26 protein-coding genes are annotated in these 25,359 nt (G+C 65.4%); 15 read left to right on the top strand and 11 right to left on the bottom strand.

Annotated elements, in window-relative coordinates:
• Positions 1-55: 55 nt before the first annotated feature.
• The 3 genes from rph to IB232_RS17115 are packed head-to-tail and all read left to right on the top strand — an operon-like array spanning position 56 to position 2,161.
• A complete protein-coding gene (rph, locus tag IB232_RS17105) occupies positions 56-775 on the top strand; it encodes a ribonuclease PH (RefSeq protein WP_137974587.1) in 720 nt (239 codons plus the stop codon).
• 24 nt (positions 776-799) lie between these two features.
• A complete protein-coding gene (locus IB232_RS17110; RefSeq protein ID WP_192399803.1) occupies positions 800-1,165 on the top strand; it encodes a DUF4870 domain-containing protein in 366 nt (121 codons plus the stop codon).
• A 60-nt stretch (positions 1,166-1,225) separates the two neighbouring features.
• Positions 1,226-2,161: a DUF808 domain-containing protein gene (locus IB232_RS17115; protein ID WP_192399804.1), complete on the top strand. Its 936-nt coding sequence runs from the start codon at positions 1,226-1,228 to the stop codon at positions 2,159-2,161.
• A gap of 19 nt (positions 2,162-2,180) precedes the next feature.
• Here IB232_RS17115 and IB232_RS17120 read toward each other — a convergent pair whose 3' ends face one another.
• Positions 2,181-2,960 (bottom strand): exodeoxyribonuclease III, encoded by a 780-nt coding sequence (locus IB232_RS17120; RefSeq protein WP_192399805.1) that lies wholly within the window; start codon positions 2,958-2,960, stop codon positions 2,181-2,183.
• A gap of 92 nt (positions 2,961-3,052) precedes the next feature.
• On the opposite strand from IB232_RS17120, the gene pyrE reads away from it, so the two are divergent.
• Positions 3,053-3,694: an orotate phosphoribosyltransferase gene (pyrE, locus tag IB232_RS17125; protein WP_192399806.1), complete on the top strand. Its 642-nt coding sequence runs from the start codon at positions 3,053-3,055 to the stop codon at positions 3,692-3,694.
• A 19-nt stretch (positions 3,695-3,713) separates the two neighbouring features.
• The gene (locus tag IB232_RS17130) at positions 3,714-4,316 is read left to right on the top strand and encodes a DUF4124 domain-containing protein (protein ID WP_192399807.1); all 603 of its coding nucleotides are present in this window, start codon (positions 3,714-3,716) and stop codon (positions 4,314-4,316) included.
• A gap of 21 nt (positions 4,317-4,337) precedes the next feature.
• On the opposite strand, the gene argB is transcribed toward IB232_RS17130, so the two are convergent.
• The 4 genes from argB to coaBC all read right to left on the bottom strand — a co-directional run bounded on the left by argB (position 4,338) and on the right by coaBC (position 9,574).
• Positions 4,338-5,246 (bottom strand): acetylglutamate kinase, encoded by a 909-nt coding sequence (gene argB, locus IB232_RS17135; RefSeq protein WP_137974593.1) that lies wholly within the window; start codon positions 5,244-5,246, stop codon positions 4,338-4,340.
• A 23-nt stretch (positions 5,247-5,269) separates the two neighbouring features.
• Positions 5,270-6,676, bottom strand: coding sequence for a phosphomannomutase/phosphoglucomutase (algC, locus tag IB232_RS23575; RefSeq protein ID WP_225592401.1), 1,407 nt, complete (start codon positions 6,674-6,676; stop codon positions 5,270-5,272).
• A gap of 1,211 nt (positions 6,677-7,887) precedes the next feature.
• Positions 7,888-8,343 (bottom strand): dUTP diphosphatase, encoded by a 456-nt coding sequence (gene dut / locus IB232_RS17145; protein ID WP_192399809.1) that lies wholly within the window; start codon positions 8,341-8,343, stop codon positions 7,888-7,890.
• A gap of 22 nt (positions 8,344-8,365) precedes the next feature.
• Entirely contained in the window at positions 8,366-9,574 is a 1,209-nt protein-coding gene (gene coaBC, locus IB232_RS17150) for a bifunctional phosphopantothenoylcysteine decarboxylase/phosphopantothenate--cysteine ligase CoaBC (RefSeq protein ID WP_192399810.1), read from the bottom strand.
• 138 nt (positions 9,575-9,712) lie between these two features.
• Between coaBC and radC the strand changes: the two genes are divergently transcribed.
• Complete coding sequence (radC, locus tag IB232_RS17155; protein WP_192399811.1) at positions 9,713-10,387, top strand: RadC family protein; 675 nt, start codon at positions 9,713-9,715, stop codon at positions 10,385-10,387.
• Here radC and IB232_RS17160 read toward each other — a convergent pair.
• Positions 10,384-11,958: an ABC transporter substrate-binding protein gene (locus IB232_RS17160; RefSeq protein WP_192399812.1), complete on the bottom strand. Its 1,575-nt coding sequence runs from the start codon at positions 11,956-11,958 to the stop codon at positions 10,384-10,386. The genes radC and IB232_RS17160 overlap by 4 nt on opposite strands.
• A gap of 322 nt (positions 11,959-12,280) precedes the next feature.
• Between IB232_RS17160 and rpmB the strand changes: the two genes are divergently transcribed.
• Both rpmB and rpmG read left to right on the top strand, forming a co-directional pair.
• On the top strand, positions 12,281-12,517 hold the full coding sequence (gene rpmB / locus IB232_RS17165) for a 50S ribosomal protein L28 (RefSeq protein WP_021702024.1): 237 nt from the start codon (positions 12,281-12,283) through the stop codon (positions 12,515-12,517).
• Positions 12,518-12,527: 10 nt separating this feature from the next.
• Positions 12,528-12,683 carry a 50S ribosomal protein L33 gene (gene rpmG, locus IB232_RS17170; RefSeq protein ID WP_021702025.1) on the top strand — a complete coding sequence of 52 codons (156 nt, stop codon included), beginning with the start codon at positions 12,528-12,530 and terminating at the stop codon, positions 12,681-12,683.
• A 154-nt stretch (positions 12,684-12,837) separates the two neighbouring features.
• Here the strand turns inward: rpmG and IB232_RS17175 are convergent, their stop codons facing one another.
• A complete protein-coding gene (locus IB232_RS17175) occupies positions 12,838-13,200 on the bottom strand; it encodes a cupin domain-containing protein (RefSeq protein ID WP_137974599.1) in 363 nt (120 codons plus the stop codon).
• Positions 13,201-13,414: 214 nt separating this feature from the next.
• On the opposite strand from IB232_RS17175, the gene IB232_RS17180 reads away from it, so the two are divergent.
• Positions 13,415-14,908 carry an aldehyde dehydrogenase gene (locus IB232_RS17180; protein WP_192399813.1) on the top strand — a complete coding sequence of 498 codons (1,494 nt, stop codon included), beginning with the start codon at positions 13,415-13,417 and terminating at the stop codon, positions 14,906-14,908.
• A 138-nt stretch (positions 14,909-15,046) separates the two neighbouring features.
• Complete coding sequence (locus tag IB232_RS17185) at positions 15,047-16,198, top strand: MFS transporter (protein ID WP_192399814.1); 1,152 nt, start codon at positions 15,047-15,049, stop codon at positions 16,196-16,198.
• A gap of 5 nt (positions 16,199-16,203) precedes the next feature.
• Here IB232_RS17185 and IB232_RS17190 read toward each other — a convergent pair whose 3' ends face one another.
• Both IB232_RS17190 and IB232_RS17195 read right to left on the bottom strand, forming a co-directional pair.
• On the bottom strand, positions 16,204-17,754 hold the full coding sequence (locus IB232_RS17190; RefSeq protein WP_412547745.1) for a phospholipase D family protein: 1,551 nt from the start codon (positions 17,752-17,754) through the stop codon (positions 16,204-16,206).
• A 58-nt stretch (positions 17,755-17,812) separates the two neighbouring features.
• Complete coding sequence (locus tag IB232_RS17195; RefSeq protein WP_192399816.1) at positions 17,813-19,237, bottom strand: PLP-dependent aminotransferase family protein; 1,425 nt, start codon at positions 19,235-19,237, stop codon at positions 17,813-17,815.
• A gap of 178 nt (positions 19,238-19,415) precedes the next feature.
• Between IB232_RS17195 and IB232_RS17200 the strand changes: the two genes are divergently transcribed.
• Positions 19,416-19,640, top strand: coding sequence for a DUF1127 domain-containing protein (locus IB232_RS17200; protein ID WP_192399817.1), 225 nt, complete (start codon positions 19,416-19,418; stop codon positions 19,638-19,640).
• 142 nt (positions 19,641-19,782) lie between these two features.
• On the opposite strand, the gene IB232_RS17205 is transcribed toward IB232_RS17200, so the two are convergent.
• A complete protein-coding gene (locus IB232_RS17205) occupies positions 19,783-21,117 on the bottom strand; it encodes an NAD(P)/FAD-dependent oxidoreductase (protein WP_192399818.1) in 1,335 nt (444 codons plus the stop codon).
• 102 nt (positions 21,118-21,219) lie between these two features.
• Positions 21,220-21,708 (bottom strand): transcriptional regulator DadR, encoded by a 489-nt coding sequence (gene dadR, locus IB232_RS17210; protein ID WP_137974605.1) that lies wholly within the window; start codon positions 21,706-21,708, stop codon positions 21,220-21,222.
• 220 nt (positions 21,709-21,928) lie between these two features.
• Here dadR and dadA point away from each other — a divergent pair, with 220 nt between their 5' ends.
• The 4 genes from dadA (at position 21,929) to IB232_RS17230 (ending at position 25,339) form a co-directional block, all read left to right on the top strand.
• Entirely contained in the window at positions 21,929-23,227 is a 1,299-nt protein-coding gene (gene dadA, locus IB232_RS17215; RefSeq protein ID WP_192399819.1) for a D-amino acid dehydrogenase, read from the top strand.
• The gene (locus IB232_RS17220) at positions 23,202-23,555 is read left to right on the top strand and encodes a RidA family protein (protein WP_137974607.1); all 354 of its coding nucleotides are present in this window, start codon (positions 23,202-23,204) and stop codon (positions 23,553-23,555) included. The genes dadA and IB232_RS17220 overlap by 26 nt, the downstream gene beginning before the upstream one ends.
• A gap of 58 nt (positions 23,556-23,613) precedes the next feature.
• Entirely contained in the window at positions 23,614-24,687 is a 1,074-nt protein-coding gene (gene alr, locus IB232_RS17225) for an alanine racemase (RefSeq protein WP_192399820.1), read from the top strand.
• A 103-nt stretch (positions 24,688-24,790) separates the two neighbouring features.
• Positions 24,791-25,339, top strand: a complete 549-nt coding sequence (locus IB232_RS17230) for a cupin domain-containing protein (RefSeq protein ID WP_137974609.1) — start codon at positions 24,791-24,793, stop codon at positions 25,337-25,339.
• The last annotated feature ends 20 nt before the right edge of the window (positions 25,340-25,359 follow it).

A 25,359-nucleotide genomic window follows, 5' to 3' on the forward strand; every position in this document is an offset into this window, starting at 1 on the left:
CCGGCAGGTCGGGCGCTGGGCGCCCGAGATTTCCGCTTTCTACAGGTACCAGCAGATGAAACGTCCCAGCGGCCGTGCTTCCACCCAGTTGCGTTCCGTGCGCATCACCCGCAACTACACCAAGCACGCCGAGGGTTCGGTGCTGGTCGAGTTCGGCGACACCAAGGTCATCTGCACCGCCAGCGTCGAGTCCGGCGTGCCGCGTTTCCTCAAGGGCCAGGGTCAGGGCTGGCTGACCGCCGAGTACGGCATGCTGCCGCGCGCCACCGGCGAGCGTAACCAGCGCGAAGCCAGCCGCGGCAAACAGGGCGGTCGCACCCTGGAAATCCAACGCCTGATCGGCCGCTCGCTGCGCGCTGCGCTGGACATGAGCAAGCTGGGCGAGAACACCATCTACATCGACTGCGACGTGATCCAGGCCGACGGCGGCACCCGCACCGCCTCCATCACCGGTGCCATGGTGGCGCTGGTCGATGCGCTGAAGGTGCTGAAGAAGCGGGGCGCGCTGAAGGGCGAGCCGCTCAAGCAGATGGTCGCCGCCGTGTCGGTGGGCATCTATCAGGGCGAGCCGGTGCTGGACCTGGACTACCTGGAGGACTCCGCGGCCGAGACCGACCTCAACGTGGTGATGACCGACAGTGGTGGCTTCATCGAGGTGCAGGGCACCGCCGAAGGCGCCCCCTTCCAGCCGGAAGAACTGAATGCCATGCTGGCGCTGGCCCAACAGGGCATGCGCGAGCTGTTCGAGCTGCAGCGCGCGACCCTGGCCGACTGATTTCCCACAACCGCGGAGAGCCCCATGGAAGAGCAGAACCTCACCCCCACACCGAGCCCGGAAGCCCGCCAATGGGCGATGTTCTGCCACTTCGCGGCCTTTGCCGGGTTGCTGATCCCTTTCGGCAACCTGCTCGGCCCGCTGATCGTCTGGCAACTCAAGCGCGACCTCGATCCCTTCGTCGATGACCAGGGCAAGGAGGCGCTGAACTTCCACATCACCGTGTCGCTCGCCGCGCTGGTGTGCATGCTGCTCGCCGTGGTGGTGATCGGTTTCCTGCTGTTGCCGCTGCTCGGCCTGGCCGCCCTGGTGCTGACCATCATCGCCGGGATCAAGGCCAACGAAGGCCAGACCTACCGCTATCCGCTGTGTTGGCGCGTGGTCAAATAACACTCTCGGGCCCCGCATGCGGGGCCTTTTTCTGCAACCACTCATATAAGGAAGTCAGAAGTGGCTGGAGCCAGTCTGTTAACTCTGCTCGACGATATCGCCAGTGTGCTGGACGACGTCTCGGTGATGACCAAGGTAGCGGCGAAGAAGACCGCCGGCGTGCTGGGTGATGACCTGGCGCTGAATGCCCAGCAGGTCACCGGGGTCAAGGCCGAGCGCGAGCTGCCGGTGGTCTGGGCGGTGGCCAAGGGCTCGCTGATCAACAAGCTGATTCTGGTGCCGGCCGCGCTGCTGATCAGTGCCTTCGCGCCCTGGCTGGTGACGCCGCTGCTGATGCTGGGCGGCGCCTTCCTCTGCTTCGAGGGCTTTGAGAAGCTGGCGCACAAGTTCCTGCACAGCAAGCAGGAGGATGCCCAGCATCACGCCGAACATGTGCAGGCACTGGCCGATCCTGCAGTGGACATGCAGGCGTTCGAGAAGGACAAGATCAAGGGCGCGGTGCGTACCGACTTCATCCTGTCTGCCGAGATCATCGCCATCACCCTGGGTGTGGTGGCCGAGCAGGCCTTCATGCAGCAGGTCATCGTGCTGTCCGGTATCGCCCTGCTGATGACCGTGGGCGTCTATGGCCTGGTCGCCGGCATCGTCAAGCTGGACGACGCCGGTCTCTACCTCAGTCAGCGTGGCAGCGCCGCGCTGCAGGCCTTTGGTCGCGGCATTCTGTGGCTGGCGCCCTGGTTGATGAAGCTGCTATCGGTGGTCGGTACCGCTGCCATGTTCATGGTTGGCGGTGGCATTCTCACCCACGGTACTCCCGGCGCACACGACTTGATCCATCACTGGGCCGAGGCGGCCGGCACTTTGCCAGGCATCGGCGGTGTGCTGGCCGTGCTGACGCCGACTCTGGTCGATGCTGTTTTCGGCGTGCTGGTGGGGGCTCTGGTGTTGGTTGTGGTGAGCGTGGCGGGCAAGGCCTGGAAGGGCATGCGCGCCTAAGCGGCGAGGGGCTGGCTGCTTAGACGCTGAGCAGCCAGTCGTAGTCGACGATCAGTGGCGCGTGCTGAGAGAAGCGCGGCTGGCGCGGCAGCTTGGCGTTGCGCACCACACGGCGCAAGCCGGGAGTGAGCAGTTGATAGTCGAAGCGCCAGCCGAGATTAAGCATCTCCGCCTGTTCGCTATCCGGCCACCAGCTGTACTGGTCGCCTTCGCGGCTGACTTCGCGCAGGGCGTCGACATAGCCCATGGTGCCGACCACTTCGTCCATCCAGGCGCGCTCTGGCGCCAGAAAGCCCGGCAGTTGCTGACAGTCGCGCCAGTTCTTCACGTCCAGTTTCTGGTGGGCGACGAACAGCGAGCCGCAGTAGATGTACTCGCGGCGCTTGCGACGTTGCTTGTCCAGGTAACCGGTGAAGTCGTCGATGAATTTGAATTTCTGATTCAGGTTCTCGTCCCCGCCCTGGCCGGATGGCAGCAGCAGGGTGGCGATACTGACCTTGTCGAAATCCGCCTGCAGATAACGCCCGTACCGATCGGCCGATTCGAAGCCCAGGCCGTGGATCACCGCCTTGGGTTGCAACCGGGAGTACAGGGCCACGCCGCCCTGTTCGGGCACCTCGGCGTCGACGGCATAAAGGAAATAGCCATCCAGCTGGAAGGCCGGGTCATCGAGTTCGAAGGAAGAGGCGCGAGTATCTTGTAGGCAGATCACGTCGGCATTCTGGGCCTGCAGCCAGCTGAGCAAACCTCGCTCGACTGCGGCCTGAATACCATTCACGTTCACACTGATGATCCGCATAAATGGCCCCCAAAAACACCTGCGTGTATGATACCCGAGCTCATTCCCATTAGCTAAATTCATAGCTAAATCCGTGCCGTACGGAGCTTTGCATGCAGGCGTATCAACGCGAATTCATCCGTTTTGCCATCGAACGCGGCGTGCTGCGTTTCGGTGAGTTCACCCTCAAGTCCGGGCGCACCAGTCCCTACTTCTTCAATGCCGGCCTGTTCAACAGTGGCCTGGCGCTGGCCAAGCTGGGGCGCTTCTATGCGTCCGCGCTGATCGAGGCCGGCATTGATTTCGACGTGCTGTTCGGCCCGGCCTACAAGGGCATCCCTCTAGCGGCGGCCACCGCCGTGGCGCTGGCCGAGCAGCATGACCGCGACCTGCCCTGGTGCTTCAATCGCAAGGAGGCCAAGGCTCACGGCGAAGGTGGCACCCTGGTCGGCGCGCCGCTGGCCGGCCGGGTGATGATCATCGACGACGTGATCACTGCAGGTACCGCCATCCGCGAGGTGATGCAGATCATCCAGGCCCAGGGCGCCCAGGCGGCCGGCGTGCTGATCGCGCTGAACCGTCAGGAGCGCGGCCAGGGCGAGCTGTCGGCGATCCAGGAAGTGGAGCGCGACTACGGCATGCCGGTGGTCAGTATTGTGTCCCTGGAGCAGGTGCTGGATTATCTGGCAGAAGATGCCGAGCTGAAGAAGCATCTGCCGGCGGTGGAAGCATACCGCGCGCAGTACGGCATCTGACCATAACAAGGAAAACTCCATGCTTAGACCCGTAGTACTCGGTGTTTTGATTTTGGCTGCGGGCTCTGCGAGTGCAGCCGAGCCAGCGAAAGCCGCGCCTGCCGCCGAGTATTATCGCTACGTCGACGGTCAGGGCAGGGTGGTGCTCAATCGGCAGGGGGTGCCGACCGAGTACATTTCAAAAGGCTATGAGGTGCTCAACGACAAAGGCCGGGTGATTCGTGTCATACCGCCGGCTCCCAGCCTTGAAGAGCGCAAGCGTCTGGCCGAAGAGAAAGCCAAGGCCAAATCGGATGCACAGTTGCTGCGCATCTACTCGGAGCCAGAAGATGTGGATCGGGCTCGTGATCGCAAGTTGTCCGAGTTGGATGGGTTGATCAGCGTGGCGCAAAGCAACCTGCATTCATTGCGTACTCAGCAGGCCAACTTGCAGGCCCAGGCTGCCGAGTCCGAGCGCGCCGGCCGCCCCGTGCCAGAGCATCTGCTCGTGCAAATCGACAACATCAAGGCCGAGCAGGCGGGTGTCGAGAAGGACATACAGCGCTACCAGCAGGGTCGCAGCGAAGCAGAGGCAGCTTTCGCCGCCGATCGTGCGCGCCTGGTAGAGTTGCGCGGCGAGTAGTTTCGCCGCGCACCGGCGCTATCAATGGTGGCGCTTGCGATTGGTGATCAGGGTGCCGACGCCGCTGTCGGTGAAGATCTCCAGTAGCACTGCATTCGGAACACGCCCATCAATGATATGTGCGCTGGTCACGCCACCTTGCACAGCCTCCAGGGCACAGCGAATCTTCGGCAGCATGCCGCCGTAGATAGTGCCGTCAGCGATGAGGCCATCTACCTGCTCGGTGGTCAGGCCGGTCAGCACTTCGCCCTGCTTGTCCATCAGGCCGGCGATATTGGTCAGCAGCATCAGCTTCTCGGCCTTCAGTGCTTCCGCCACCTTGCCGGCCACCAGATCGGCGTTGATGTTGTACGACTCGCCTTCGGCGCCCACGCCAATCGGCGCGATTACCGGGATGAAGTCGCCCTTGACCAGCATGCCCAGCAGATCGGTGTTGACCCCGACCACTTCGCCGACATGACCGATATCGATGATCTCAGGTTGAGTCATCTCCGGGGTCTGGCGGGTCACGGTGAGCTTCTTCGCGCGGATCAGCTCCGCGTCCTTGCCGGTCAGGCCGATGGCGCTGCCGCCGTGGCGGTTGATCAGGTTGACGATGTCCTTGTTGACCTGGCCGCCGAGGACCATCTCCACCACGTCCATGGTCTGCGCGTCGGTGACGCGCATGCCATCGATAAAGTGGCTTTCAATGCTCAGCCTCTTAAGCAGATCGCCGATCTGCGGACCGCCACCATGCACCACCACCGGATTGATGCCGACCGCCTTCATCAGCACGATGTCGCGGGCGAAGCCTTCCTTGAGCTCGTCGCTCTCCATGGCGTTGCCGCCGTACTTGATCACCAGGGTCTTGCCAACGAAGCGACGGATATAGGGCAGCGCTTCGGACAGGACCTTGGCGACTTGGGTAGCGGCATCACGGTTGAGGGTCATGGTGGAACGGGCTCCGGAACAGATCAGAAGGGCAGGTTGAGGTCGGGGGCGACGACGTAGAGCTGGGCGCGGAACACTTCCTTGATCCGCGACAGCTCTTCCTCGGTCTCTGCCTCGAAGCGCAGCACCAGCACCGGGGTGGTGTTGGAGGCGCGTACCAGGCCCCAGCCTTTCGGGTAGTCAACGCGCACGCCGTCGAGGGTGGTCAGGTTGGCCTCGCCCCACACGCCGTCGCGCTGCAGGCGGTCGATCAGGCGGAATTTGCTCTCGTCGGTGACGGTGACGTTGATCTCTGGCGTGGAGATGTCCAGCGGGAAGGCGGAGAACACCTGCTCGGCATCGCGGCGATCCTGACTGAGGATCTCCAGCAGGCGCGCGGCGCTGTAGATGCCATCGTCGAAGCCGAACCAGCGCTCTTTGAAGAAGATGTGTCCGCTCATCTCGCCGGCCAGCAGCGCGCCGGTTTCCTTCATCTTCTTCTTGATCAGCGAGTGGCCGGTCTTCCACATCACCGGGCGGCCACCGTAGCCGCTGATCAGCGCGCCCAGGCGGCGGGTGCATTTGACGTCATAGATGATGTCTGCGCCGGGGTTGCGCGACACCACATCCTTGGCGAACAGCATCATCAACCGGTCGGGGAAGACCATGGTGCCCTTGTTGGTCACCACACCGACGCGGTCACCGTCACCATCGAAGGCCAGGCCCAGATCGGCGCCCTCGCTCTTCACCCGGGCGATCAGGTCTACCAGGTTTTCCGGTTTGCCCGGATCCGGGTGGTGATTGGGGAAGTTGCCATCGACGTCGCAATACAGCGGAATCACGCTGCAGCCCAGAGCCTCGATAAGCTTGGGTGCGATCACCCCGGCCACGCCATTGCCGCAGTCGACCACGACCTTGATCGGCTTGGCCATGGCGATGTCGTCGCGGATCTGCTTGAAGTAGCGGTCCAGCACGTCGACCTGTTCGACGCTGCCCACACCGCTGGCCAGATCGTTGTTATCAATACGGGTCTTCAGGGCTTGGATCTGCTCGTTGGCCTGGGTGTCGCCAGCGATGACGATCTTGAAGCCGTTGTAGTCCGGCGGGTTGTGGCTGCCGGTGAGCATCACGCCGGACTTGCCTTCCAGCACGTTGGTGGCGAAGTAGAGCACCGGGGTCGGCACCATACCGACATCGCTAACAGTGCAACCGCAGTCCAGCAGACCTTGGATCAGCTGCTGCACCAACTCTGGGCCGGACAGGCGGCCGTCGCGGCCGACAGCGACGTTCGGCTCGCCTTTCGCCAGGCTCTCCGAGCCGATGGCTCGGCCGATCCAGTAGGCCGCTTCGGCGGTTAGGGTGTCGCCGACCACGCCGCGAATGTCGTAGGCGCGGAAGATGGTGGCGGGAAGCTTGGGTGGGGTCTGTACGTTACGCACGGGGCTATCCATGAAAGTTTGCTCCAATCCCAGGAGATCCTGGTCTTCGTCGAGAATGTCGATATCGAGGATATCGGTGGCCTGGAACAGGGGGTCGGCCAGCTGCGCCGGCTTGCTCGCCTGTTGGGCAGTTGCGAGGGGACTGCTGGCCTCATTTCTTGAGGCTTCTTGTTTGGGGCGCGGCAGGCGCGCCAGGCTCTGCGCAAGGCCGTCGAGGGCGGCGAAGTGCAGGCTGAAGGCTTTGACCGACTTTCCGCTGGAAAGCTCCTGCAGCATGCTCGCCAGTTGCTGAACGTCGCCGCGCAGGCGGCCGAGCAGGTGGTTGCGGGTCAGCATCAGGCCGAGCAGCGCGCCGGCCAGGGCCAGCAGTGCGGCGATGCCGAGGATCAGTGGCGACATGGGCATGCCGCTCAGGGCCGGGCCGGGAGTGAAGTCGAGCTGCCAGTTGGGATTTCCGGTGTCGAAGCGTTGCGCCGTACCGGTCGCGCTACCGCGCTGCAGCAGGACCTGGGCAGGGCTGTTGCCGAACTGCTGGCCGAGTTGCACCTGGCCGGCGTCATCGGGCAGGGCCGGCAGGGCGGCGAGCAGGCGTTCGAGGTCGACCACCAGCAGCAGGGTGCCCTGCAGCTGATCGCTGCCCGGGCTGCGCAGGGGCGCGGCGCTATAGACCAGCCAGCGCTCGCCGACCTTGTAGGCTTCTACTGCCGGCGTCTGGCCATTTTCCAGACGGCGCAGCATATCCAGCGCGGCAAAGTTCATCGGTCCGCTGCGGCCCACATCGAGAGAGGCGCGGCCGGGCAGATTGAGATGGGCATCGACCAGACCTTGCCAGTGCTGCAGGCCGCGCTCGGCGCTGGCGACCAGATTGCGGTCGCCACTCTGCAGGGCAACCAGCAGCGATGGATCGGCCGCCGCGGCCTGAGTATCGGCCTGCAACTGCAGCTGAGCCTGCTGCAAGGCGCTGGCCTGGCTGCCGCCCCAGGCTTCGATCAGCTGCTTTTGCTGCTGCTGGCCGCTGCCATTGAGGTTGAAAGCAATTAGTGCGCCTGCCAGTAGCAGGCCGCCGAGGGCGGCGATGGCGCCGGGCAGCAAGGCTTGCTGGTCATTACCTACCTTGGCTGTCGGCTTGGCCGGAGTGGCGGCGATGAGCGAGTCGGTATCCTTGGCTGCACGCTTTAGTTTCACGCAACGTCTCCCTGGCGATTAATCCTGAACGGGCGAATTCAGTGGCTACCGGAATGGCCGAAGCCACCAGCACCGCGTTGGCTTTCGTCGAACTCCTCGACCAGTTCGAAGTGCGCCTGCACCACCGGTACCAGTACCAGCTGGGCGATGCGTTCGCCGATGGCGATGGTGAACGGCGTCTGGCCGCGGTTCCAGCAGGACACCATCAGCTCGCCTTGGTAGTCGGAGTCGATCAGGCCGACCAGGTTGCCTAGCACGACGCCGTGCTTGTGGCCCAGGCCGGAGCGCGGCAGGACCAGGGCAGCCAGGTTCGGGTCGGCGATGTAGATGGACAGACCGGTCGGAATCAGCAGGGTCTGACCCGGCTCGAGAACGGTGTCCTCCTTGAGCATGGCTCGCAGGTCGAGGCCGGCGGAGCCGGGCGTGGCGTACTGCGGCAGGGGAAAGTCACTGCCCAGGCGCGGGTCGAGAATCTTGGCTTGCAGAGCGTGCATATCGATTTCCGTAAACGAATGTTCAGGCGCGGTTCAGGCGCTCGGCGATAAAGGCCACCAGTTGGCGGGCGATCTTGCTCTTGCTGGTCTGGGCGAAGGCGCTCGCCTGCAGCTCGCGGTCGATCACGGTGATGGCGTTCTCTTCGCTATTGAAGCCGATGGTGGGGTTGGCCACGTCATTGGCGACGATCAGATCGAGGTTCTTGTCCTTCAGCTTGCGCGCAGCATAGCCGAGCAGGTTCTCGGTTTCTGCGGCGAAGCCCACGCTGAACGGACGATCTTCACGGCCGGCGATGGTGGCGAGGATGTCCGGGTTGCGCACTAGCTGCAGGAGCAGGCCCTCACCGGTGGTGGGGTCCTTCTTCATCTTGTGTGGGGCCACCACTTCCGGGCGGTAGTCGGCCACGGCGGCGGAGGCGATCAGCAGGTCGCAGGGCATGGCGGCCTCGCAGGCGGCGAGCATGTCGCGGGCGCTGACCACGTCGATGCGGTTGACCCGGTCCGGCGTCGGCAGGTGCACCGGACCAGTCACCAGCGTCACCTTGGCACCGGCCTCCACTGCGGCTTCGGCCAGGGCAAAGCCCATCTTGCCCGAGCTGTGGTTGGTGATGTAGCGCACCGGGTCGATGTTTTCCTGGGTCGGGCCGGCGGTGATCAGCACGTGCTTGCCGGTCAGCGCCTGCCACTGGAAACAGTCGGCGGCGCGCTGGGCCAGCTCGTCGGCTTCGAGCATGCGGCCGAGGCCGACATCACCGCAGGCCTGGCTGCCGGCGGCTGGGCCGAACAGCTGGTAGCCGCGCTTCTGCAGCGCCTGGGCATTGGCTTGGGTGGCATCGTCGCGCCACATGGCCTGGTTCATCGCCGGGGCCAGGGCGACCTGGGCATCGGTCGCCAGCACCAGGGTGCTCAGCAGATCGTCGGCCACGCCCTGGGTCAGGCGCGCCATGATGTCGGCGGTGGCGGGGGCGATCAGCACCAGGTCGGCCCACTTGGCCAGTTCGATATGACCCATGGCAGCCTCGGCGGCCGGGTCGAGCAGATCCAGATGTACAGGGTGGCCGGACAGTGCCTGCAGGGTCAGCGGAGTGATGAACTCGCGACCGCCGCGGGTCATGACCACCCGCACCTCGGCGCCCTGGTCACGCAGGCGGCGGACCAGTTCGGCGCTCTTGTAGGCAGCAATGCCGCCGCCGACGCCCAGGACGATGCGTTTCCGATACAGCCGCTGCATAGGCCTGCCTTTAATAATGTGGTGTGGATAGCAACGCGACGACGACACCTCCCCAGGCCGGCCGCCGCGCCAAAAAAGCCGGGCTAAGATAGCACAGGGCCTGCGCTGGAACAGCGGGCCGGCTGACAGGGAGATGTCATGAGCATACGCGATTGGCCTGCGGCGGAACGCCCGCGGGAGAAGCTTCTGGAGCTCGGCGCTGCGGCGCTGAGCGACGCCGAATTGCTGGCGATATTTCTGCGCACTGGCGTGGCCGGGCAGAGCGCTGTGGACCTGGCCCGCCACCTACTGGCCGATTTCGGCAGCCTACGTGCCTTGCTGGAGGCCGATCTCGATTCCTTCAGCCAGCGCCTCGGCCTGGGGCCTGCCAAGTTCGCCCAGCTGCAGGCAGTGCTGGAGATGGGGCGGCGCCATCTGGCCGAGCGGCTACGCCGCGATTCGGCGCTGGAGAGTCCGCAGGCGGTGCGTGACTACCTCAAGGCGCGTCTGCGCCACGAGCCGCACGAGGTGTTCGGCTGCCTGTTCCTCGATGCCAAGCACCGGGTGATCTGCTTCGAGGCGCTGTTCTTCGGTTCCATCGACGGCGCCAGCGTCTACCCACGCCAGGTGGTCAAGCGCGCTCTGGCGCACAACGCCGCCGCGGCTATCCTGGTGCACAACCATCCATCAGGTGTAGCTGAGCCCAGTCAGGCCGACCGCCTGCTCACCGAGCGGCTCAAGGAGGCGCTCGGCCTGATCGAGGTGCGGGTGCTCGACCACTTCATCGTCGGCGACGGCGAGCCGTTGTCCATGGCCGAGTTCGGCTGGGTCTAGTTCAGCCGCACCCTGGAAAAGTCCTGGCGGCCGAACGGGCTGACCTGATAGCCGCTGACCTTGTCGCTGTGCAGGGCGAAGGCGGTGGGGTGAGCCAGCGGCAACCACAGCGCCTGTTGCTGGATCAGCGTTTGCGCCTGCTGGTACAGCGCGCTGCGTTGTTCCTGGGCGCTGGCGGCCTTGCCGTCGGCGATCAGCTTGTCCAGCTGCGGATCGCAGTAGCGGGCGAAGTTCAGCCCGGATTGCACCGAGGCGCAGGCGAATTGCGGAGTCAGGAAGTTGTCCGGGTCGCCATTGTCACCGGCCCAACCCATGAACAGCAGGTCGTGCTCGCCGGCTTTGGCTCGGCGGATCAGCTCGCCCCATTCGATCACGCGGATTTGCGCCCGGATGCCGACCTTGGCCAGATCGGCCTGCAGCAGCTGGGCGCCGAGGGTCGGGTTGGGGTTGAGCAGGCTGCCTGTGGGGCGGGTCCAGATCGTGGTCTTGAAACCGTCTGCCAAGCCGGCCTCGGCCAGCAGCGCCTTGGCCTTGGCTGGATCGTGGGCATAGCTCGGCAGCTCCTTGGCGTAACTCCAGGTGTTGGGCGGGTAGGGCCCGCTGGCCGGGGTGGCGCTGCCTTCGAACACGGCCTTGAGGTAGCTGGCCTTGTCGAAGGCCAGATTGATGGCCTGGCGCACCTGCGGCTTGTCCAGTGGCGGGTGCTGGCTGTTGAGGGCGACGAAGGCGGCCATGAACGCCGGTGTCTCGCTCACTTTCAGCTTTGGCTCCTGGCGCGCGCTCTGCACGTCCAGTGGCTTGGGCGACAGGGCGATCTGGCATTCGCCGCGCTTGAGCTTCTGCAGGCGCACATTGGCGTCGGGAGTGATGGCGAACACCAGGCCATCGACGGCCGGTTTACCGGCGAAATAGTCCGGGTTGGCGGTGTAGCGGATCACCGCATCCTTCTGGAAGCGCTTGAGCGCGAAGGGGCCGGTGCCGACCGGCTGGCTGTTGAGCTTTTCCGGCGTGCCGGCGGCCAGCAGCTTGGCGGCGTACTCGGCGGAGTAGATGGAGGCGAAGCCCATGCTCAGGGTGGCGAGGAAGGTGGCGTCCGGACGCTTGAGAACGAAGCGCACGCTCAGTGGTGTTGGTGCCTCGATGCGCTCGATCAGCGCCGGCCATTGCATTGACTGGGCATGCGGGTAACCGCTGGCGGCGACCTTGTGCCAGGGATGGGCGGGGTCGAGCATGCGCTGGAAGCTGAACAGCACGTCGTCGGCGCCCAACTCGCGGCTGGGGGCGAACCATTCGGTGCGCTGGAATTTCACCCCGGGGCGCAACTGGAAGGTCCAGTTCAGGCCATCGGCGGACACTTCCCAGCGCTCGGCCAGACTCGCTACCAGCTTGCCGGCCGCGGCGTCGTAGTCCACCAGGCGGTTCATCAGCACGTCGGCCGAGGCGTTGGTGGTGGTTAGGGAGTTGTACTGCACCACGTCGAAACCATCCGGGCTGGCCTCGGTGCACACGCTGAGGGTGGCGGCCTGGCTCAGCACCGGAGCGAGCAGCAGGGGCAGGGCGGCAAGGCGCATATCGAGTCCTCCGAATGGCAAGAGGCCAACCCTAGACCAAAGGCTGCGGGCAGACAATCGAATCGGGCGACGAGCGGTTGGGTCGTCGTAGCCGCGAGAGGCCGCCGTTCCTGGCGGCGGCGCTGTTCGGCGAGGCACGGCAATTCTTGCGAGCGACTGGGTGTTCTGGTATAAAGCAGCGCTCTTTTCTAGGGGCCCGGTCCAGCGGAAACGCTAAACGCCGGTAAGACCCCCGAGAAACGCGGCGCTGAGCGCCAAATGACTATTGAGTTCAAGCGGCCAACCCATGCCGGGTTGGGCATGTGGTTTAGAGGGCTGAGGCATGTCGAGAGTCTGTCAAGTTACCGGTAAGGGTCCGGTAACCGGGAACAACGTTTCCCACGCTAACAACAAAACCCGTCGTCGTTTCCTGCCGAACCTGCAGCACCATCGCTTCTGGGTCGAGTCCGAGAAGCGCTTCGTGCGTCTGCGCGTTTCCGCCAAGGGCATGCGCATCATCGACAAGCGCGGCATCGACGTAGTTCTGTCCGAGCTGCGCGCTCGCGGCGAAAAGGTTTAAGGAGCTAATCATGCGTGAACTGATCCGTTTGGTGTCCAGCGCCGGTACCGGCCACTTCTACACCACCGACAAGAACAAGCGCACCACCCCGGACAAGATCGAGATCAAGAAATACGATCCGGTCGTCCGTAAGCACGTGACCTACAAGGAAGCCAAGATCAAGTAATTGATCCGGCCCTTGTACGAAGAAACCCGCCTCGGCGGGTTTTTTCTTGCCTGCGAAAAAGTACGGGCGAAAAAAAGCCCGCAGGGGATGCGGGCTAACAGGGTGTCGCAGGATCAAACGGTGGGCGGATCGAGCTCCGCCGAAACAGCTGGGCTCAAGCCTTGGCCTCGAAGATCACGTAGACCTTGCGGCAGTGCTCGAGTACTTCCCAGGTGCCTTTCAGGCCGGCCGGGATGACGAAGCGGTCGCCGGCGCGCACGGTCTTGGCGTTGCCGTCCTGGTCACGGATCACCGACACGCCCTGGAGAATCTCGCAGTACTCGTGCTCGGTGTAGTTGAATGTCCACTGGCCGACGGCGCCTTCCCAGATGCCCACGTTGAACTGGCCGCAGGGGCTATCGTAGTGGTTGCGCACGCTCTGCTCGGGATCGCCCTTGAGGATCTTCTCGGCGGCGGGGCGGTAGTGCTGTGGCGCGCTGGTGGCCGTGGCGAAGTCGACGATCTGCTCGATGTTCATGGCGGTTCCTATTGCTGTGAGGCGCGAATGTTCGGAAGTCTATGTTTGATAAAGCGAACATTTAAAGGCGTTTACGTCCTGCGTGTCAAAAATATTGAAAAGGCTGGGCGCTCTGGTTTAGTGTTGCCTGCATAAAGGCCGGCAATCGGCCTGGCAGAATAATTGACAGTGCGTGTTGTCGATTTGCGACACGCTCCCACCCGAGGATCCTCGCATGACCACCCTGACCCGTGCCGACTGGGAACAGCGCGCCAAGAACCTGAAGATCGAAGGTCGCGCCTTCATCCACGGCGAATACACCGAGGCCGCTGCCGCCGATACCTTCGAGTGCATCAGCCCGGTCGACGGTCGCCTGCTCGGCCTGGTGGCCAGCTGTGACGCCGCCGATGCCGAGCTGGCGGTCAAGGATGCCCGCGCCACCTTCGAGTCCGGCGTGTGGTCGCGCCTGGCGCCGGTCAAGCGCAAGGAGATCATGATCCGCTTCGCTGACCTGATCGACGCTCACGCCGAGGAGCTGGCCCTGCTGGAAACCCTCGACATGGGCAAGCCGATCAGCGATTCGCTGAGCGTCGACGTGCCGGCCGCCTCTCGTGCCATCCGCTGGAGCGGCGAAGCGATCGACAAGATCTACGACGAAGTTGCCGCCACCGCCCATGACGAGCTGGGCCTGGTCACCCGCGAGCCGGTCGGCGTGGTCGCCGCCATCGTGCCGTGGAACTTCCCCCTGCTGATGACCTGCTGGAAGCTCGGCCCGGCGCTGTCCACCGGTAACTCGGTGGTGCTCAAGCCGTCCGAGAAGTCGCCGCTGACCGGTATTCGCATCGCCCAGCTGGCCATCGAGGCCGGCATCCCGGCGGGCGTGTTCAACGTCCTGCCGGGCTTCGGCCACACCGTAGGTAAAGCGCTCGCCCTGCATATGGACGTCGACACCCTGGTGTTCACCGGCTCGAGCAAGATCGCTAAGCAGCTGATGATCTACGCCGGCGAATCAAACATGAAGCGCGTCTGGCTGGAGGCCGGCGGCAAGAGCCCGAACATCGTCTTCGCCGACGCGCCTGACCTGCAGGCCGCCGCCGAGGGTGCTGCCGGCGCCATCGCCTTCAACCAGGGGGAAGTCTGCACCGCCGGCTCGCGCCTGCTGGTGGAGAACTCGATCAAGGACAAATTCGTGCCCATGGTGGTCGAGGCGATCAAGGCCTGGAAACCGGGCAACCCGCTGGACCCGGCGACCAACGTCGGCGCCCTGGTCGACACCACTCAGATGAACAACGTGCTGAGCTACATCCAGGCCGGCCACGACGACGGCGCCAAGCTGGTGGCTGGCGGTCAGCGCGTGCTGGAAGAGACCGGCGGCACCTACGTCGAGCCGACCGTGTTCGACGGGGTGACCAACGCCATGCGCATCGCCAAGGAAGAGATCTTCGGCCCGGTACTGGCGGTGATCGGCTTCGACAGCACCGAGGAAGCCGTGGCCATCGCCAACGACAGCATCTACGGTCTGGCGGCCGGCGTGTGGACCAGCAACCTGTCCAAGGCGCACCTGGTCGGCAAGGCCCTGCGTGCCGGCAGCGTGTGGATCAACCAGTACGACATGGGCGACATGACCGCGCCGTTCGGTGGCTTCAAGCAGTCCGGCAACGGCCGCGACAAGTCGCTGCATGCCTTCGACAAGTACACCGAGATCAAGTCGACCTGGATCAAGCTGTAATTCGATTGATGGGCGCCTTCCGCGCCTGAAGGTCCGCCCCTCGGGGCCGGCTCTCGCGAGCCACACCTGCGGCCGGGTTTCCTAGGAAACTCGGCCGTTGTGCTTTTCAGCACGGCCAGAAGAAAGAAGGACATGGCTATGCGTTGGGGAACCTATTTCGCTGTTACGTCGGCGGTGATCATTGTCGGCCTGGCCCTGGGCGTGACCCTGCCGCTGGTCTCGCTGCGCCTGGAGGGCTGGGGCTACGGGCCGTTTGCCATCGGTGTGATGGCGGGCATGCCGGCCATCGGCGTGCTGCTCGGCGCGCGCCTGACCGGGCGCCTGGCCGGCTGGTTCGGCACACCGCTGACCCTGCGCTTGTGCCTGCTGGCCAGCGCCGTTTCGGTGGGGCTGCTGGCCGCGCTGCCGTACTACCCGCTGTGGCTGCTGCTGCGCCTGCTGATCGGGATTTCCCTGACGGTGGTCTTCGTGCTGGGCGAGAGCTGGATCAATCAGCTGGTCGAGGATCGCCTGCGCGGCCGTCTGGTGGCCTTGTACGGCACCGGCTTCGCCCTCAGTCAGCTGGCCGGGCCGCTGGCGCTGAGCGTGATCGGCAGCACCAGTGACCTGGGCTTCTGGCTCTCGGCCTGCCTGCTGGTCGGCGGCAGTCTGGTGCTGTTCGGTCATGGTGGGGCGCCCAAGGTCGATGCGCACAGCGTCTCGGGCCGCGGCCTGCTGGCGTTCTGTCGGCGTCTGCCGGCGATCGCCTGGGCTGTGGTGCTGTTCGCCGCCTTCGAGGCGATGGTGCTGACCCTGCTGCCGATCTACCTGCTGCGCGAGGGCTTCGCCCAGGAGACCGCGCTTTTGATGGCCAGCGTGGTGGTGGTCGGCGATGCGCTGCTGCAGCTGCCGATCGGCCTGCTCGCCGACCGGGTTTCCCGCGGCCTGCTGTTCCGCGCCTGTGGCGTGGGCCTGTTGCTGTCCAGCCTGGCCATTCCGTTCCTGCTGCACACGCCGCTGATCTGGCCGCTGCTGGTGCTGTTCGGTGCCGCCGCCGGCGGGCTCTACACCCTGTCGCTGATCCTGGTCGGGCAGTTCTACCGCGACGACGCGCTGGTGCGCGCCAATTCGCACATCGCCCTGTTGTGGGGTGTGGGCTGCCTGCTCGGGCCGTTGTCCACCGGCGCGGCCAGTCAGTGGCTGAGTGGCCACGCGCTGCCGATGCTGATGGCCGTGGGGGCGCTGGTGTTCGTGGCACTGGCCTGGCGGCGCACGGCGTTCCTCGCGCCATCGGTCGAAGAGCGCGGCTAGGTCGCTCAGAGCATGCGCTCGAGGCCGATCAGGTCGGCGAACCAGGCGTTGAAATGGCGCCAGGCTCCACCGGGCTCCTCCACCAGTTCCCGCGGCTGACCGTCGTCTTCGGTCAGCCACACCGTCTGGCCATCACGCAGGCGCACCTCGTAGCTGAGCGAAGGCTGCATGCCTTCCAGGGCCAGGCGGCGCACATGCTCGCTGAGTTGTGGGCTGTCCACCAGCACGCCGACCTCGGTGTTCCACAGCAGCGAGCGCGGGTCGAAATTCAGCGAGCCGACGAAGCTGTAGCGGCCGTCGAGGACGATCGCCTTGCTGTGCAGGCTGGAGTCGGACGCGCCGCTGAAGCTGTACGGCCCGCTGCCGCCGGAACCGCTGCCGTCGGGCTGGCGGCGCAGCTCGAACAGGCGCACACCGTGCTCCAGCAGTTCGCGCCGATAGGGCGCGTAGCCACCATGTACGGCCGGCACGTCGGTGGCCTCCAGCGAGTTGGTCAGCAGGCGGATGCTGACCCCGGCGTCGGCGTGGCCGGTGAGGTAGCGCATGCCGTCTTCGGCCGGCACGAAGTAGGCGGAAACCAGGATCAACTCGTGTTCGATGGCCGCCAGCTTGGGGGCCAGCTGGTTGGCCAGCAGCAGCTGCGGGTCCGGCTCGCCGTCGGCCAGCACCTTGGCCGGGGCGTCCCACAGGGCCCAGCCCGGCGCCCAGATCAGCTCGCCGAGCCAGCGCTGCAGCCGCGGCTCCTCGCGGTAGGCCTGCAGGCGATCAGACAATTCCTTCTGCTCGACTCTTGCCGTGGCCAGGTAGCCGCGCAGGCGCTGGCGGGCCCGGGCCAGGTCGCGCTGATCCGGTGCCCAGCGCAGGAACTGCTGGATCGGCTTGCTCAGCGCGCTGTTCCAGTACTGATCGAAGCTCTGCCCCAGCTGCTCGGCCACCGGGCCCACGGCCAGCAGGTCGATGTCGGTGAAGTTGCGGCTGGGCTCGGCGTCGAAGTACTCGTCGCCCAGGTTGCGCCCGCCGACGATGGCCGCGCTGCCATCGGCCAACCATAGCTTGTTGTGCATGCGCCGGTGCTGCTGGCCGAGGTTGAGCGCGCGGCCGAGCAGGCGGGTGGCGCCGGTGGAGCGTCCCAGGTGCAGCGGATTGAACACCCGCACCTGGATGTTGGGATGGGCGGCCAGCAGGGCGATCTCGTAGTCGCGGCCGTCGCTGCTGGTGTCGTCCAGCAGCAGGCGCACGCGCACGCCACGGTCGGCGGCGCTCAGCAGTTCATCGAACAGGGTGCGCGTGCTGAGGCCGTCGTGGACGATGTAGTACTGCAGGTCGAGGCTGCCCCGGGCCGCGCGAATCAGCTCGGCGCGGGCGGCGAAGGCCTCGTCGCTGGCCGGCAGCAGGCGGAAGCCGGACTGGCCTTCGTGCCTTTCGGCGAGCTGCTGCAGCTGGCGACCAAAGGCCGATTCGGCCGGCGACAGCGTCTGGCTGGGCTGGATGGGAACGGCACTGCCGCAGGCGCCCAGCGCGAGCAGCAGGCCGAGCAACAGGGCATGGCGCAAGATGCGGCCTCCGCGTGGGCGTCGCTCCGTTTACTTGGGACGCCCGGCGTGGCGCAAAAATTCAGGCGGAATGTTCGCCCAGCAGTTGCGCCACCGTTTCGCCAACCCGGCGCACGGCCTGCTCCATGCCGGCGGCCTGCACGTTGGCGAAGTTCATGCGCAGGCAGTTGCGGTACTTGCCGGCGGCAGAAAAGATGCTGCCCGGCGCCACTTGCACCTTGTGTGGCGCCAGGAGGCGGTTGAGGCGCTGGCTGTCGAAGCCCTGGGGCATCTCCACCCACAGCATGAAGCCGCCCTGGGGTTGGCTGACCCGGGTGCCGGGCGGGAAGTACTGGCTGACCCACGCCGTCATCAGCTCGCGGCCGCGCGCGTACTGGGCGCGCATGCGCCGCAGGTGCGGCTCGTACTGGCCGGCCGCTATGAACTCGGCCAGCGCCAGCTGTGGCAGCTGTGCGCTCATGCCGGTGCTCATGTACTTCATGTGCAGCACCCGCTGCAGGTAACGGCCGGGGGCGATCCAGCCGATGCGCAGGCCCGGCGCCAGGGTCTTGGAGAAGGAGCTGCAGAGCAGCACGCGACCGTCCTCATCGAACGACTTGATGCTGCGTGGGCGCGGGTACTTGTAGGCCAGCTCGCCGTAGATGTCGTCCTCGATGATCGCCACGTCGTAGCGCTGGGCCAGCTCCAGCAGGGCGCGCTTGTTGGCCTCCGGCATGATGTAGCCGAGCGGGTTGTTGCAAGTCGGAGTGAGCTGGATGGCCTTGATCGGCCACTGCTCCAGGGCCATTTCCAGGGCTTCCAGGCTGATCCCCGTGAGCGGGTCGGTGGGCAGCTCCAGGGCCTTGAGGCCGAAGCCCTTGAGCGCCTGCATCACGCCGTGGAAGCTCGGCGAGTCCACCGCGACTATGTCGCCGGGCTGGCAGATGGCGCGGATCGCCGTGGACAGCGCCTCGTGGCAGCCGGTGGTGATGACGATGTCCTCGGCCGGAATCTGGCAGCCGGAATCCAGCACCAGGCGCGCGACCTGTTCGCGCAGGCCGATGTCGCCCTCCACGCAGCCATAGCTCAGCTCCTTCAGGCCCTGGCGCCGGCTCAGGCGCGACAGGCTGCGCAGCAGCGGCTTGAGGGTCGGCGCGCCGATATCGGGAATGCCGCGGCCGAGCTGGATCACGTCGCCGTAGGGCGGGGTGCTGACCAGCTCCAGTACCTGGTCCCACTGCGACACCTCTACCGGGCGCTGCGCTGTACGGCTGACCATCGGCAACGCCGGCTTCTGTCTGCTTGGTGGCACGAAGTAGCCGGACTTCGGTCTTGGCTCCACAAGGCCGTCGTCCTCCAGCTGGCGGTAGGCCTGCTGCACGGTGCTCAGGCTGACGCCGTGCTCCTGGCTGAGGGCGCGTACCGAGGGCAGGCGGTCGCCGGGGCGGTACAGGCCCTGTTCGATGCGGGTGCCGAGCAGCTCGGCCAGGTTGAGATAGAGCGTCATGACAGATGCCTTGCCTTGATTCGGGGCGAGCAATACAGATGACGGCAGAATAGACCATTCAGCTGCGCAGTCGAGCGATCTGTATGGAGTTAATAGATTATTTGTGAATCTGTATTGGCTGTATGGTCGCCGTCATCATGGTCACCCAAGGGAGAAGGCCTGGAACGGAGGGCTGACCATGCGCGAGTTCGGAGATCTGTATGTGGCGCTGCAGGAGCGGCGCGAATGTGGCGAACGCCTGCCGCTGCGTGAGCTTGGGCGGCGCTGGCAGCTGCTGCAGCGCCGTCTGAGCACCCGCCAGGCGTTGCTGGAGCTGGACGCCGAGCAACTGAAGGATATCGGCCTCACCGCCGAACAGGCGCGGGCCGAGGCGACCCGGCCGTTCTGGCGGCTGCTGCGCTAGGCGCGGCATCACCTGTAGTCCGGATGCGATCCGGGAGGCAGGCAGCTCTGCTCCCGGATTGCTCCGGGCTACCCACTGTAGCGTCAGCAGTGCTCGATGTGTCCCCTCTCCGTAAACGGGAGAGGGGAGGTCCCGGTCGGTTTCAGACCAGCCCCACCGCCTCCTTGAGGCGATACCAGGCCATGCCCAGTGCCAGCAGCGGCGAGCGCAGATGCTTGCCGCCGGGGAAGGTCATGTGCGGCACCTTGTCGAACAGCTCGAAACCGCCGCCCTGCTGGCCGCTGATGGCCTCGGCCAGCAGCTTGCCGGCCAGGTGGGTGGCGTTCACGCCGTGGCCGGCATAGGCCTGGGCGTAGAACACGTTGGGCTGGTCCTTGAGCCGGCCGATCTGCGGCAGGCGGTTGGCGCCGATGCCGATCATGCCGCCCCACTGGTAGTCGATCCTCACGTCCTTCAGGTGCGGGAACACCTGCAACATCTTCGGCCGCATGTAGGCGGCGATATCCGCCGGGTCGCGGCCCGAGTAGTGGCAGGCGCCGCCGAACAGCAGGCGGTTGTCGGCGGACAGGCGGAAGTAGTCCACCGTCACGCGCTGGTCGCACAGGGCCATGTTCTGCGGGATCAGGTTGCGCGCCTGGGCCGGGGACAGCGGCTCGGTGGCGATCACGTAGCTGCCGGCCGGTAGCACCTTGCCGCCGATCTTGTCGTTGAGGCCATTGAGGTAGGCGTTGCAGGCCAGCACCAGGGTCTTGGCGCGCACCTTGCCGTTGGCGGTATGCACCTGCACTTCCGGACCGTAGTCGATGTGGGTGACGGCCGAGTGCTCATGCATCTTCACACCGAGCGAGGCGGCGGCTGCCGCTTCGCCCAGGGCCAGGTTGAGCGGGTGCAGATGGCCCGAACCCATGTCGATCATGCCGCCGGCATAGCGGTCGGAACCGACCACCTGGTGCATCTGCTCGGGCTGCAGCAGGCGCAGCTCGTGGCGGTAGCCGAGGCTTTCCAGTTCGGCCTTGTCCTCGGCGAAGCCTTCCAGGTGCGCCGGCCTGTTGGCCAGGTCGCAGTAGCCCCAGGTCAGGTCGCAGTTGATGTTGTACTGCTCGACCCGGCGGCGGACGATCTCCACCGCCTCCAGGCCCATCAGCTTCAGGTTGCGCACGCCGTCCTGGCCGATCACCGACTCGAACTGCTCGACGCCGTGGCCGACGCCGCGGATCAGTTGGCCGCCGTTGCGCCCGCTAGCGCCCCAACCGACCTGATGCGCCTCCAGCAGCACCACCGAGAAGCCCTTCTGGGCCAGCTCGATGGCGGTGTTCAGGCCGGAGAACCCGCCACCGACAATGCACACATCGGCCAGCTCCTCACCCGCCAGCGGCGGATAGGCCAGCTGCAGATTGGCAGTGGCGGCGTAGTAGGAGGAGGCGTGCTGGTCGCTGTGCACGGCTGGCTGGTGCGGCTGGTGAACGCGGGCGTTCATGTGCGAAATCCTGAGTGATGTGTTGTTAAAATTTGACGCAGGATAAGCGCGGCCCGCGCGCCTCGCCAAGAGGGGCGCGGTAAAAACTGTTTTTCCGCCTCGTCAGTCAGGCACCGGCAGGGTCAGCGATTCCTTCACCTCTTCCATGACGATGTACGACTTCGACTCACGCACGTGCGGCAGCTTGAGCAGGATGTCGCCAAGCAGCTTGCGGTAGCTGGCCATCTCGTTGATGCGCGCCTTCACCAGGTAGTCGAAGTCGCCACTGACCAGATGGCACTCCAGCACATGGGGCAGTTTGAGCACGGCGCGGCGGAAGTCCTCGAAGGTGTCGCCGGACTTGTAGTCCAGGCTGATCTCGACGAACACCAGCAGGCTGGCCTTGAGCTGCTGTGGGTTGAGGCGGGCGTGGTAGCCCATGATGATCCCCTCGCGCTCCAGGCGCCGCACGCGCTCGGTGCAGGGCGTGGTGGATAGGCCGACCCGTTCGCCCAGCTCGGTGAAGCTGATGCGGCCATCCTCCTGGAGGATGCGCAGGATGTTGCGGTCGATCTTGTCCAGTTCGCGGCGGCTCTGGTGCTGGGTGCGCATGGGCGGACTCCGGTCGGCGTGTGTGGAATAACAGAACGCGATAATTCACTGGCAGTGTGACGCAAGTCCAGCCATGTCGCCTGAGTGCATTCCTGTAAAAGTGCTCTGCGTCGCGAGCTAACGCCAAATGCTGCTTGATAAACAGTGATTATCGCTACTCAAGCCTTCCTATACTGCCGGCCATAACGCTCAGCAAAACAAACGCCTGATGGAGGCCACAATGCGCGTTCTGGTTCTTGGCAGCGGTGTGATCGGTACCGCCAGCGCCTACTATCTGGCCCGCGCCGGCTTCGAAGTAGTAGTGGTCGACCGCCAGAACGGCCCGGCCCTGGAAACCAGCTTCGCCAACGCCGGCCAGGTCTCCCCCGGCTACGCCTCGCCCTGGGCCGCCCCGGGCGTGCCGCTGAAGGCCATCAAGTGGCTGCTGCAGAAGCACGCGCCGCTGGCGATCAAGGCCACCGCCGATATCGATCAATACCTGTGGATGTCGCAGATGCTGCGCAACTGCACCGCAGCACGCTATGCGGTGAACAAGGAGCGCATGGTGCGGCTGTCCGAGTACAGCCGCGACTGCCTCGACGAGCTGCGCGCCGAAACCGGCATCGGCTACGAAGGCCGCCAGCTCGGTACCACTCAGCTGTTCCGCACCCAGGCCCAGTTGGACAACGCCGCCAAGGACATCGCCGTGCTGCAGCAGTCCGGCGTGCCCTATGAACTGCTCGACCGCGCCGGCATCGCCCGCGTCGAGCCGGCCCTGGCCGGCGTCACCGACAAGCTGGCCGGCGCCCTGCGTCTGCCCAACGACCAGACCGGCGACTGCCAGATGTTCACCACCAAGCTGGCGGACATGGCCAAGGCCCTGGGCGTGGAATTCCGCTTCGGCTGCAACATCGAGCGCCTCGACCATGCCGGCGACCGCATCAACGGTGTGTGGATCGACGGCAAGCTGGAGACCGCCGACCGCTATGTACTCGCCCTCGGCAGTTACAGCCCGCAGCTGCTCAAGCCGCTGGGCATCAAGGCGCCGGTGTACCCGCTCAAGGGCTACTCGCTGACCGTGCCGATCAGCAACCCGGACATGGCACCGTCCTCGACCATTCTCGATGAGACCTACAAGGTCGCCATCACCCGTTTCGACAACCGCATCCGCGTGGGCGGCATGGCCGAGATCGCCGGTTTCGACCTGAGCCTCAATCCCGCGCGCCGCGCGACCCTGGAGATGATCACCAATGATCTGTATCCGCAGGGCGGCGACGTCAGCCAGGCGACCTTCTGGACCGGCCTGCGCCCGGCTACTCCGGACGGCACGCCGATCGTGGGCGGGACCGCCTATCGCAACCTGTTCCTCAACACCGGACACGGTACCCTTGGCTGGACCATGGCCTGCGGCTCCGGTCGCCTGCTCGCCGACCTGATGGCGAAGAAGCGCCCGCAGATCAGCGCAGAAGGCCTGGATATTTCCCGCTACGGCAACACCAAGGAGACCCACAAGCATGTCCATCCAGCGCCTGCGCATTGAGAAACGCTACAGCGACATCGTCATCCATAACGGCACCGTCTACCTGGCGGGCCAACTGGCCGACGATTACAGCGGCGACATCGCTGAGCAGACCCGGCAGACCCTGGCCAACATCGACAGTGCCCTGGCCGAGGCCGGCAGCGACAAGTCGAAGATTCTCTCGGTGACCATCTACCTCAAGGACATGGCCGCCGACTACGCCGGCCTCAACCAGGTGTGGGACGCCTGGGTCGCCGAGGGCGCCGCCCCGGCCCGCGCCTGCGTCGAGGGCAAGCTGTACGACCCGCGCGTGCTGGTGGAGATGATGGTCGTCGCCGCCCAGAACTGAACATCCCTTTCGCCCGGCACCCCCGCCGGGCTTTTTTTAACCGAACGAAGTAGCCGAAATGCGCCCCGCCCGTGCCCTGATCGACCTCGAAGCCCTGCGCCACAACTACCGCCTCGCCCGCGAGATCAGCGGGGCGAAAGCCCTGGCGGTGGTCAAGGCTGACGCCTACGGCCATGGCGCCACGCGCTGTGCCCAGGCGCTGGAAGTGGAGGCCGATGGTTTCGCCGTGGCCTGCATCGAGGAGGCGCTGGAGCTGCGCTACGCCGGCATCCGCAAGCCGATCCTGCTGCTCGAGGGCTTCTTCGAGGAGAGCGAACTGAGCCTGATCGACCAGCATCAGCTGTGGTGCGTGGTGCACTCTGCCTGGCAGGTCGAGGCCATCGAGCGGGCGCGCCTGGCGCGACCACTGCAGGTATGGCTGAAGGTCGACTCGGGCATGCACCGGGTCGGTTTGCACCCGGCTGAGTACCGCGACGCCCACGCGCGCCTGCTGGCCAGCGGCAAGGTCGACAAGATCGTGCTGATGAGCCATTTCGCCCGCGCCGACGAGCTGGACTGCCCGCGCAGCGAAGAGCAGGTTGCCCTGTTCGAGCAGGTCCGCGCCGGCCTGCAGGGCGAAGTCAGCCTGCGCAACTCCCCGGCCATCCTCGGCTGGCCGGGCATCGTCAGCGACTGGGTGCGCCCCGGCATCATGCTCTACGGCGCCACCCCCTTCGAGCAGGACCAGGAACAGGCCGCGCGACTCAAGCCGGTGATGACTCTGGAATCGAAGATCATCGCCGTGCGCGAGCTGCCGGCCGGCGAGCCGGTGGGCTACGGTGCGCGCTTCGTCAGTGAACGGCCGACCCGCGTCGGCGTGGTCGCCATGGGCTATGCCGACGGCTACCCGCGCCATGCGGCCACCGGCACGCCGGTCATGGTCGACGGCCAGGCCACCCGCCTGATCGGCCGGGTATCGATGGACATGCTCACCGTCGACCTCACTGAACTGCCCGGCGCCGGCCTCGGCAGCCGGGTCGAATTGTGGGGCCGCAACGTCTCGGCCAGCGCAGTTGCCTATGGTTGCGGCAGCATTCCGTACCAGCTGTTCTGCAATCTCAAGCGGGTACCGAGGCTCTATTCCGGGGGCTAGCGGCCGGGCGGCGGAGCAATTGCGGCAGCAGTGTTGTAAATACTGAACACTGGCGCCATGATACGGCCACCCATATGCCTTGCTCCCAAGGAGGACCCCCGCATTGGACGTCGGTGTTCGACTGCAATCTATCCGCAAACTCAAAGGCCTTTCCCAGCGTGAACTCGCCAAACGTGCGGGCGTCACCAACAGCACCATTTCGATGATCGAGAAGAACAGCGTGAGCCCCTCGATCAGCTCGTTGAAGAAGGTGCTCGGCGGGATTCCCATGTCGCTGGTGGAGTTCTTCTCCCTGGATATGGAGCAGGACAGCCACACCCAGGTGGTTTACCGGGCCAACGAACTGACCGACCTTTCCAGCGGTGCCGTGACGATGAAGCTGATCGGCAAGGCGCATCCCAACCGGACCATCACCTTCCTCGACGAGATCTACCCGCCGGGTACCGACACCGGTGAGGAAATGCTCAACCACGACGGCGAAGAGGCCGGCATGCTGGTGGACGGGCGCCTCGAACTGACCGTTGGCGCCGAGGTATTTGTCCTCGAGCCGGGCGACAGCTACTACTTCGACAGCACCAAGCCGCATCGCTTCCGTAATCCGTTCGACAGGCCGGCTCGGCTGATCAGTGCGACAACCCCGGCTAACTTCTAAAAGGGCGGGGCAATGCCCCT

Source organism: Pseudomonas sp. PDM15, assembly GCF_014851565.1.
GTDB lineage: Bacteria > Pseudomonadota > Gammaproteobacteria > Pseudomonadales > Pseudomonadaceae > Aquipseudomonas.

Bases quoted from the DNA above. Each gene is read 5' to 3' on its own strand.
- alr (WP_192399820.1), top strand. From the start codon at position 23,614: ATGCGCCCCGCCCGTGCCCTGATCGACCTCGAAGCCCTGCGCCACAAC.
- coaBC (WP_192399810.1), bottom strand. From the start codon at position 9,574: ATGCAGCGGCTGTATCGGAAACGCATCGTCCTGGGCGTCGGCGGCGGC.
- IB232_RS17175 (WP_137974599.1), bottom strand. From the start codon at position 13,200: ATGAACATCGAGCAGATCGTCGACTTCGCCACGGCCACCAGCGCGCCA.
- radC (WP_192399811.1), top strand. From the start codon at position 9,713: ATGAGCATACGCGATTGGCCTGCGGCGGAACGCCCGCGGGAGAAGCTT.
- IB232_RS17205 (WP_192399818.1), bottom strand. From the start codon at position 21,117: ATGAACGCCCGCGTTCACCAGCCGCACCAGCCAGCCGTGCACAGCGAC.
- dut (WP_192399809.1), bottom strand. From the start codon at position 8,343: ATGCACGCTCTGCAAGCCAAGATTCTCGACCCGCGCCTGGGCAGTGAC.
- IB232_RS17195 (WP_192399816.1), bottom strand. From the start codon at position 19,237: ATGACGCTCTATCTCAACCTGGCCGAGCTGCTCGGCACCCGCATCGAA.
- IB232_RS17120 (WP_192399805.1), bottom strand. From the start codon at position 2,960: ATGCGGATCATCAGTGTGAACGTGAATGGTATTCAGGCCGCAGTCGAG.
- argB (WP_137974593.1), bottom strand. From the start codon at position 5,246: ATGACCCTCAACCGTGATGCCGCTACCCAAGTCGCCAAGGTCCTGTCC.
- IB232_RS17200 (WP_192399817.1), top strand. From the start codon at position 19,416: ATGCGCGAGTTCGGAGATCTGTATGTGGCGCTGCAGGAGCGGCGCGAA.
- rpmB (WP_021702024.1), top strand. From the start codon at position 12,281: ATGTCGAGAGTCTGTCAAGTTACCGGTAAGGGTCCGGTAACCGGGAAC.
- algC (WP_225592401.1), bottom strand. From the start codon at position 6,676: ATGGATAGCCCCGTGCGTAACGTACAGACCCCACCCAAGCTTCCCGCC.
- IB232_RS17130 (WP_192399807.1), top strand. From the start codon at position 3,714: ATGCTTAGACCCGTAGTACTCGGTGTTTTGATTTTGGCTGCGGGCTCT.
- IB232_RS17160 (WP_192399812.1), bottom strand. From the start codon at position 11,958: ATGCGCCTTGCCGCCCTGCCCCTGCTGCTCGCTCCGGTGCTGAGCCAG.
- IB232_RS17185 (WP_192399814.1), top strand. From the start codon at position 15,047: ATGCGTTGGGGAACCTATTTCGCTGTTACGTCGGCGGTGATCATTGTC.
- IB232_RS17110 (WP_192399803.1), top strand. From the start codon at position 800: ATGGAAGAGCAGAACCTCACCCCCACACCGAGCCCGGAAGCCCGCCAA.
- rph (WP_137974587.1), top strand. From the start codon at position 56: ATGAAACGTCCCAGCGGCCGTGCTTCCACCCAGTTGCGTTCCGTGCGC.
- IB232_RS17180 (WP_192399813.1), top strand. From the start codon at position 13,415: ATGACCACCCTGACCCGTGCCGACTGGGAACAGCGCGCCAAGAACCTG.
- rpmG (WP_021702025.1), top strand. From the start codon at position 12,528: ATGCGTGAACTGATCCGTTTGGTGTCCAGCGCCGGTACCGGCCACTTC.
- pyrE (WP_192399806.1), top strand. From the start codon at position 3,053: ATGCAGGCGTATCAACGCGAATTCATCCGTTTTGCCATCGAACGCGGC.
- IB232_RS17220 (WP_137974607.1), top strand. From the start codon at position 23,202: ATGTCCATCCAGCGCCTGCGCATTGAGAAACGCTACAGCGACATCGTC.
- dadR (WP_137974605.1), bottom strand. From the start codon at position 21,708: ATGCGCACCCAGCACCAGAGCCGCCGCGAACTGGACAAGATCGACCGC.
- dadA (WP_192399819.1), top strand. From the start codon at position 21,929: ATGCGCGTTCTGGTTCTTGGCAGCGGTGTGATCGGTACCGCCAGCGCC.